General features: G+C 66.4%; 7 protein-coding genes. 5 read left to right on the forward strand and 2 right to left on the reverse strand.

The features are described 5' to 3' along the window. Both CO675_RS39395 and CO675_RS39400 read left to right on the forward strand, forming a co-directional pair. A partial coding sequence (locus tag CO675_RS39395; protein WP_143279223.1) for a hypothetical protein occupies window positions 1–186 on the forward strand: 186 nt, incomplete at its 5' end. Between the two features lie 455 nt (window positions 187–641). After that, window positions 642–1,157 carry a L,D-transpeptidase gene (locus tag CO675_RS39400; protein WP_097677248.1) on the forward strand — a complete coding sequence of 172 codons (516 nt, stop codon included), beginning with the start codon at window positions 642–644 and terminating at the stop codon, window positions 1,155–1,157. A 91-nt stretch (window positions 1,158–1,248) separates the two neighbouring features. Here the strand turns inward: CO675_RS39400 and CO675_RS39405 are convergent, their stop codons facing one another. Both CO675_RS39405 and CO675_RS39410 read right to left on the reverse strand, forming a co-directional pair. Beyond that, entirely contained in the window at window positions 1,249–1,857 is a 609-nt protein-coding gene (locus CO675_RS39405) for a thermonuclease family protein (protein ID WP_198964911.1), read from the reverse strand. 40 nt (window positions 1,858–1,897) lie between these two features. Further along, window positions 1,898–2,119 carry a DUF1674 domain-containing protein gene (locus CO675_RS39410; RefSeq protein ID WP_050406166.1) on the reverse strand — a complete coding sequence of 74 codons (222 nt, stop codon included), beginning with the start codon at window positions 2,117–2,119 and terminating at the stop codon, window positions 1,898–1,900. Between the two features lie 200 nt (window positions 2,120–2,319). On the opposite strand from CO675_RS39410, the gene CO675_RS39415 reads away from it, so the two are divergent. The 3 genes from CO675_RS39415 (at window position 2,320) to purH (ending at window position 7,359) form a co-directional block, all read left to right on the forward strand. Then, window positions 2,320–3,666: an RsmB/NOP family class I SAM-dependent RNA methyltransferase gene (locus CO675_RS39415; protein ID WP_097677250.1), complete on the forward strand. Its 1,347-nt coding sequence runs from the start codon at window positions 2,320–2,322 to the stop codon at window positions 3,664–3,666. A gap of 137 nt (window positions 3,667–3,803) precedes the next feature. Next, window positions 3,804–5,555, forward strand: a complete 1,752-nt coding sequence (locus CO675_RS39420; protein ID WP_097677251.1) for a heparinase II/III family protein — start codon at window positions 3,804–3,806, stop codon at window positions 5,553–5,555. 211 nt (window positions 5,556–5,766) lie between these two features. Then, complete coding sequence (gene purH / locus CO675_RS39425; RefSeq protein WP_097677252.1) at window positions 5,767–7,359, forward strand: bifunctional phosphoribosylaminoimidazolecarboxamide formyltransferase/IMP cyclohydrolase; 1,593 nt, start codon at window positions 5,767–5,769, stop codon at window positions 7,357–7,359. The last annotated feature ends 76 nt before the right edge of the window (window positions 7,360–7,435 follow it).

Here is a 7,435-nt window from a genome sequence, read left to right on the forward strand (position 1 = left end):
CCGATCGCCTCGCCGGACCTGATCCAGTTCGCGCCCGGCCTGCCGAAGACGCGTTCCGGCAAGATCATGCGCCGCATCCTGCGCAAGATCGCCGAGGACGAACCGTCCAGCCTCGGCGACACCTCGACCCTGGCCGATCCCGCCGTGGTCGACGACCTGGTGCAGAACCGGCAGAACAAGAAGTAATCCGGCAACGGCAATATCGGGACATTGAAAGAAGGGCCGCGCGTGTTCTCCGCCGCGGCCCTTCGCTTTTCCAGAGCAGGATCAAGTCAGGTCAACCGGTCCCGCGGCAAACTGGCTGCACCTCTCCCGCTTGCGGGAGAGGGAGCGCACCGCCGTCGCGACCGCCATTCAGCGTAATCTCATCACACTCTGAGACCGGCCATTTCACGGGATTGTCAGAGGCGCGGCGCCATTGCGGCGCGTTTGTGGCCGGGTGTTGTTTTCAAGTCATTTACTTTGATCCGAACTTTTCCTTTTCTCCCGCCATCTGGACGTGTCTCGCGGCCGGCGTGAAACCACCCGGTTAAGACACGCGGTTAATATTGCGTACGCGAGACCGGCGGGCCCGGTTTTTCAGGGCTCTGCACCTTCGTTTTTGGCTCCTTCGCCGGAGCTGTTGGGAAGTGGAGAGGTTGATGTCGATGAAGTTTGCGGTGGCGTTGGCTGCCACCCTTGGTGCTGTTGTCGTGATGTCGCAGACGGCCGAAGCGCGGCCGGAAATGGTCGGAATCCACGCCGACAATTATGAGCCGGGCACCATCGTGGTGAAGACCAACGAACGGCGGCTCTATCTCATTCTCGATTCCGGCCACGCGATGCGTTACCCGGTCGGCGTCGGCAAGTCCGGCAAGCAGTGGGCCGGCACGACCCGGATCGACGGCAAGTATCGCAACCCGGCCTGGTCGCCGCCCGCCGAGGTCAAGCGCGACAAGCCAAGCATCCCGAACGTGATCGCAGGCGGTTCGCCGGCGAACCCGATGGGCGTCGCCGCGATGACGCTGGCCGGCGGCGAATACGCGATCCACGGCACCAACGTGCCGGGCTCGGTCGGCGGCTTCGTCTCCTACGGCTGCATCCGCATGCTGAATCCCGACATCACTGATCTCTATTCGCGTGTCTCGGTCGGCACCACGGTCGTCGTCACCCGCTGATCGCGCAAACCGCTTCGCCGAAGGAAAGGCCGCGCACCTGCGCGGCTTTTTGTTTGCCCGTTCGGCACGGGCGCCGCCGTGAGGCTGTTACTCAGCGCCCAAAATTTCCGCACCAGCCGAAACGGTGCCCGCCATTATAGGCGCGCGCATGACCAGCCGCGAGCAGCGCCGCCGAGACATTGTCGGTCTTCCTGGTCGCGACGTCGGCGACGACGCGGCCCTGATATTTATCGGGACCGATATTGTAGATCGCGACATCGCCCTGGCCGAGCAGATCGCGCAGCGCCACTGTCGCCGCTTGCGCCATTTGCAGTTCGCGCGCACAGGACGCCTTCAGCTCCGGCGCATCGATGCCGCGCAACCGGACCCGCGTATACAGATCGGGCCCCGGCGTAAGGTGCACCCGCGCCTCGAACGTATCGCCGTCGATCGTCCTGACGACATCGACGGCGTGACGCGCGTCGGGCGCGCCTCCGCGCTGCCGGATCATTTCGGCATCGCGCGACCGCTCCAACGACCAGTGCGACGGCAAGGGAATCCAGTGCGGCACATATTGGCGGATCGGCAGCATGCTGCCGACGGCAATGCCGAGCACGAACACCCAGGGCAGTGCCGCCGAGACGCGGCGGCCCCAGGGTGAGCGACGGAAGGGCGGACGTCCCGTCCCACGATAAGGATTTATTCTCTCGTATGGGGACATATTCCCAGACTGGCTTGAGTCGAGCCCTCAGGCAAGACTCTCAGAAGTCCGAGGCGATGCCCTTGGTCTCCCAATCGCCGTAGCGCGTCGGTTCCGGCCCTTTCGGACCCTGGAATTCCTTCGGCCGCGCGGCCGCATCTTTCGCGGCGAGCTCCTCGGCCGCCTTGCGCCGCGCCGCGGCCTCGGCGAGCGCACGCTGCGCGGCCGGCGTCAGCGGCTTGCGCGGCGCGGGTTCCGGCGGAGGTGGCGACTTCTCAGACATGGCAAGCCTTCTTGGCAAACGTTTCTCGGCAAAACTTTCTGCCCGCGAATTTCGTATCTCTGACCTGGCTCAGTGACGACATCACGATCACGAATTCCGCAAGACGATTCTTACATTTGGCATATTCGCATGCCAGTGGTGTTTTCGAGTTGATGGCATGAGCCGAATGTAACTCAGCACCTTCGAGATATTTCCGCTCCATGCCTCCTTCAAGATTTGCAGTCCCTGCCGAAGTCCCCGGTCTCGCAGCGCGCCGCATCGCGGCCGACATCCTCGATGGCGTGCTGCACAAGCACCGCACGCTCGACGATCAGCTCGACGGCGCCGGCGCGCATCCCGGCCTGAAATCGCTGGCCGATCGCGACCGCGCGCTGATGCGCCGGCTGGTGTCGACCATCCTGCGCAAGCTCGGCACGCTCGGCCATCTGCTGTCGCGGCTGCTCGACCGCGGCGTCCCGACCGATGCACCGCGCGCGCAGAGCGCGCTGCTGATCGGCGCCGCGCAGATCCTCTGGATGGACGTGCCTGACCATGCCGCGGTCGATCTCTCGGTGCGGCTCGTGCAGTCCGACCGGCGCGCGGCGAAATATGCCGGGCTGGTCAACGCCGTGCTGCGCCGCTGCGCGCGCGAGGGCCAGGGCCTGATCGACGAGATCAGCACGCAGACGCTGGACCTGCCGCAATGGATGCTGGCGCGCTGGAACGCTCATTACGGTGAAGCCACCGCGCGCGACATGGCGCTGGCGCTCGGCCACGAGCCGTCGCTCGATCTCACGGTGAAATCCGACGCGCCGCAATGGGCCAGCCGCCTGCACGGCGAGATCCTGCCGACGGGAACCGTGCGCACGCTGCTGCAGGGTTCCGTCACCATGCTGCCCGGCTTTGCCGAAGGCCAATGGTGGGTGCAGGACGCCGCCGCGGCGCTGCCGGTGCGCCTGTTCGGCGACATCAAGGACAAGCGGGTCGCAGACCTCTGCGCCGCGCCCGGCGGCAAGACGGCCCAGCTCGCGCTGGCCGGCGCACAGGTCACCGCGGTCGATCGCTCGCCGGCGCGGGTTGCGCGGCTGCGCGACAATCTCGCTCGGCTGGAGTTGCAAGCCGAGACGGTGGTCGCCGACGCCGCCGAATGGCCGGCGGAAACCGCGAGCTTCGACGGTATCCTGGTCGATGCACCCTGCACCTCGACGGGAACCATCCGCCGCCATCCCGACGTCGCCTGGCTGCGGCAGGAGAGCGACATCGCCGCGCTGACGGCGCTGCAGAAGCGGCTGCTGCATAAGGCCACCCATCTGCTGAAGCCGGGCGGCACCCTGGTCTACTGCACGTGCTCGCTGGAGCCGGAGGAAGGCGAGCACGCGATTGCCGCGCTGCTGGCGAGCGAATCAGGCCTGCGCCGTGCGCCGGTCGAGAAGGACGAGGTCGCCGGCCTCGACGACATCATTACCGCCGACGGCGATCTGCGTACCCTGCCCAGCCATTTGCCCAACGCCGACCCGCGACTGGGCGGGCTGGACGGTTTTTACGCCGCCCGGCTGGTCAAATCCTGATTTTAAACTTCAGTCCTCTAAGCTCGAAGTGATTCGCGCGGTATCAAGAGGGTGTCTTGGATATCAAGAGGGTGTCTTGGCCGCGTTTCCGGATTAAATAAGGATTCGTTGAAAATTCCCTCCCCGCAAGGTTAGGCGTGTCGGTCGCTCAAAGCAGACGCATCTCGACGCTGATTGCTGGCCGCTTTGCCCGCAGCATGCTCGCACGCGCCAGCGGGAGCACGGTCGCACTGTCGCGGCTCTGGCCCGGCCGCACCGACCGCCTGATCATCGCGCCGCATGACCTGCGGACCGCCGACGCCACCCGCGCGGCCGAGATCTATGCCGGGCGATTCGTGTTCGCCGGCAAGATCGTCACCTGCCACGGCCGCTCGATCTTCGATCTCGAACCGCCGTCGGAAGATTGGGAAGCCGCCCTGCTCGGCTTCGGCTGGCTGCGCCACCTGCGCGCCGCCGACACTGCGCTGACCCGCGCCAATGCCCGCTCGCTGGTCGACGACTGGATCTCCAACCAGGCGCGCAAGCGGCCGCTGGAGCGGCGCGCAGATGTGCGCGCCCGGCGGGTGATCTCGCTATTGTCGCAGGCGCCATTGGTACTCGGCGACACCGACGGAAAATTCTACCGCAAATATCTGCGCGGGCTGGCGCGCGAGATCCGCTATCTGCGCCACGCCACGCTCGACAATGACGGCGTGCCGCGCCTGCAGGTCCTGATCGCGCTGTGCTACGCCTCGCTCTGCCTCGCCAACCAGGCGCGCAACATCAAATCCGCCACGCGCAGGCTGTCGGACGAATTGCAGCGCCAGATCCTGCCCGACGGCGGCCACATCTCGCGCAATCCCGGCGCGCTTGTCGAATTGCTCAGCGATCTCTTGCCGCTGCGGCAAACCTTTGCTGCACGGAATATCGCGCCGCCGCCGGCGCTGCTCAACGCGATCGACCGCATGATGCCGATGCTGCGCTTCTTCCGGCACGGCGACGGCAGCTTCGCGCTGTTCAACGGCATGAGCACCGCGCCGTCAGATCTCGTCGCGACGCTGCTCGCCTATGACGACACCCGCGGCGTGCCGATGGCCAGCATGCCGCATACCGGCTTCCAGCGCCTCGACGCCGGCAACACCACCTTGATCATCGATACCGGTCCGCCGCCGCCGGCAAGCGTCAGCCAGGATGCGCATGCCGGCTGCCTGTCGTTCGAGTTCTCCTCCGGGGTGAGCCGCATCGTCGTCAATTGCGGCATGCCGAACACCGGGCGCGACAATTGGCGGCCGTTCGCGCGCTCGACCGCGGCGCATTCGACGCTGACCTATCGCGACACCTCGTCGTGCCAGTTCGTCGAGCTGTCGGCGATGAAGCGGCTGTTACGCGGCGCGCCGGTCACCAGCGGGCCCAGCAATGTCGAGAGCTACCGCGAGGCCATCCCCGACGGCGACGTGCTGACCGCCTCGCATGACGGCTATCTCTCCCGCTTCGGCGTGATCCACCGCCGCGTGCTGATGATTGCCCAGGACGGCACCCGGATGGAAGGCGAGGACTCGCTGTCGCCGGCACCCGGCGGCCGCATCAAGGGCAGCGAGGCCGATTTCGCGCTGCGCTTCCATCTGCACCCCTCGGTGAAGGCGAGCCGGCTGTCGGATGCCCGCGGCGTGATGCTGGTGCTGCCCAACCGCGACGTCTGGACCTTCGAGGCGATGGACGACAAGGTCGACCTCGAGGACAGCGTGTTCCTGGCCGGCAATGACGGCCCGCGCCGCACCTCCCAGATCGTGATCCGGCAGGACGCCAGGCAGGCCGCCAGCATCCGCTGGAGCTTCGTGCGCTCCTCGACCTCGGCCACCGCCACCAACGCCCGCCGCAACGCCCGCCGCGAACCGGAACTGCCGCTGTAGCGGTGGAAAGCCCTCAACCCGTCATTCTGAGGCGCGCAGCCTCTCCACCCCGTCGTCCTGGCGAAAGCCAGGACGACGCTGAACGTTTGGCGCCGCTTGCCATTCTCTCAGGGTGACGGGGCTAATTTGCGGGGATTCGGCCCCCAGAACCGGTTTCGTGCCGCACAAAACCATGCTACCCGGCTGCCTTAACAGCCAGGGATTTTCCGATATGACCGAGCAGCTTCGCCGCGTGACCCGCGCTCTGTTGTCCGTTTCCGACAAGACCGGACTGATCGATTTCGCCAAGGCGCTTTCCGACCATGGCGTCGAGCTGGTCTCGACCGGGGGCACCGCCAAGGCGATCGCGGCAGCCGGGCTGAAGGTCAAGGACGTCTCCGAGCTCACCGGTTTTCCGGAGATGATGGACGGCCGGGTCAAGACGCTGCATCCGAAGGTGCATGGCGGCCTGCTCGCGATCCGCGACAACAAGGAACATGCCGCCGCGATGGCCGCGCACGGCATCGCGGCGATCGACCTTCTGGTGGTCAATCTCTATCCGTTCGAGGCCACCGTCGACAAAGGCGCAGGGTTCGAGGAATGCATCGAGAACATCGACATCGGCGGTCCCGCGATGATCCGCGCCGCGGCCAAGAACCATGACGACGTCGCCGTGGTGGTCGAGGCGAATGACTATTCTGCCGTGCTCGACGAGCTCGCCGCACACAAGGGCGCGACCTCGCTCGGCCTGCGCCGGCGGCTCGCCGCCAAGGCCTATGCCCGCACCGCGGCCTATGACGCTGCGATCTCGAACTGGTTCGCCGTGCAGCTCGACACCAAGGCGCCGGACTTCCGCGCCTTCGGCGGCAGGCTGATCCAGTCGCTGCGCTATGGTGAGAACCCGCACCAGACCGCGGCGTTCTATGCCACGCCGGAGAAGCGGCCGGGCGTTGCGACCGCACGCCAGCTGCAGGGCAAGGAACTGTCCTACAACAACATCAACGACACCGATGCGGCCTATGAATGCGTCGGCGAGTTCGATCCGAAGCGCACCGCGGCCTGCGTGATCGTCAAGCACGCCAACCCCTGCGGCGTCGCCGAGGGTCCGGATCTCGCGACCGCCTATGCCCGCGCGCTCGCCTGCGACTCGACCTCGGCCTATGGCGGCATCATCGCGGTCAACCGCACGCTCGACGCGGATGCTGCGCGCGCCATCATCGGCATCTTCACCGAGGTGATCATCGCGCCCGATGCGACCGAGGAGGCGATCTCGATCATCGCAGGCCGGCGCAATTTGCGCCTGCTGCTCGCCGGCGGCCTGCCGAACGCGCGTGCGCTCGGCCTCACCGCCAAGACCGTCGCCGGCGGCCTGCTGGTGCAGAGCCGCGACAATGCGGTCGTCGAGGACATGAACCTGAAGGTCGCGACCAAGCGCGCGCCGACCGACGCCGAGCTGCGCGACCTCAAATTCGCCTTCCGCGTCGCCAAGCACGTCAAGTCGAACACCATCATCTACGCCAAGGATCTCGCCACCGTCGGCATCGGCGCCGGCCAGATGAGCCGCGTGGACTCGGCGCGCATCGCCGCGCGCAAGGCGCTGGATGCGGCGGCCGAACTGAAGCTCGCCGAACCCCTGACCAAGGGTTCGGTGGTTGCCTCCGACGCGTTCTTCCCGTTCGCCGACGGCATGCTCGCCTGTATCGAGGCCGGCGCGACCGCGGTGATCCAGCCCGGCGGCTCGATGCGCGACGACGAGGTGATCAAGGCCGCCGACGAGCACGGCATCGCCATGGTGTTCACCGGCGTTCGGCATTTCAGGCATTGATGCTAACCGTCGTCCCTGCTTTCGTGTTTGGTCCTGGCTGATTGGTTGGATGGAATCGGTGTAGAACGAGGCGTGG

Source organism: Bradyrhizobium sp. C9 (genome assembly GCF_002532045.1).
GTDB lineage: Bacteria > Pseudomonadota > Alphaproteobacteria > Rhizobiales > Xanthobacteraceae > Bradyrhizobium.

What these genes read in the sequence shown, in the direction of transcription:
- CO675_RS39400 (WP_097677248.1), top strand. Translation starts at nt 642, where the DNA reads ATGTCGATGAAGTTTGCGGTGGCGTTGGCTGCCACCCTTGGTGCTGTT.
- CO675_RS39405 (WP_198964911.1), bottom strand. Translation starts at nt 1,857, where the DNA reads ATGTCCCCATACGAGAGAATAAATCCTTATCGTGGGACGGGACGTCCG.
- CO675_RS39410 (WP_050406166.1), bottom strand. Translation starts at nt 2,119, where the DNA reads ATGTCTGAGAAGTCGCCACCTCCGCCGGAACCCGCGCCGCGCAAGCCG.
- CO675_RS39415 (WP_097677250.1), top strand. Translation starts at nt 2,320, where the DNA reads ATGCCTCCTTCAAGATTTGCAGTCCCTGCCGAAGTCCCCGGTCTCGCA.
- purH (WP_097677252.1), top strand. Translation starts at nt 5,767, where the DNA reads ATGACCGAGCAGCTTCGCCGCGTGACCCGCGCTCTGTTGTCCGTTTCC.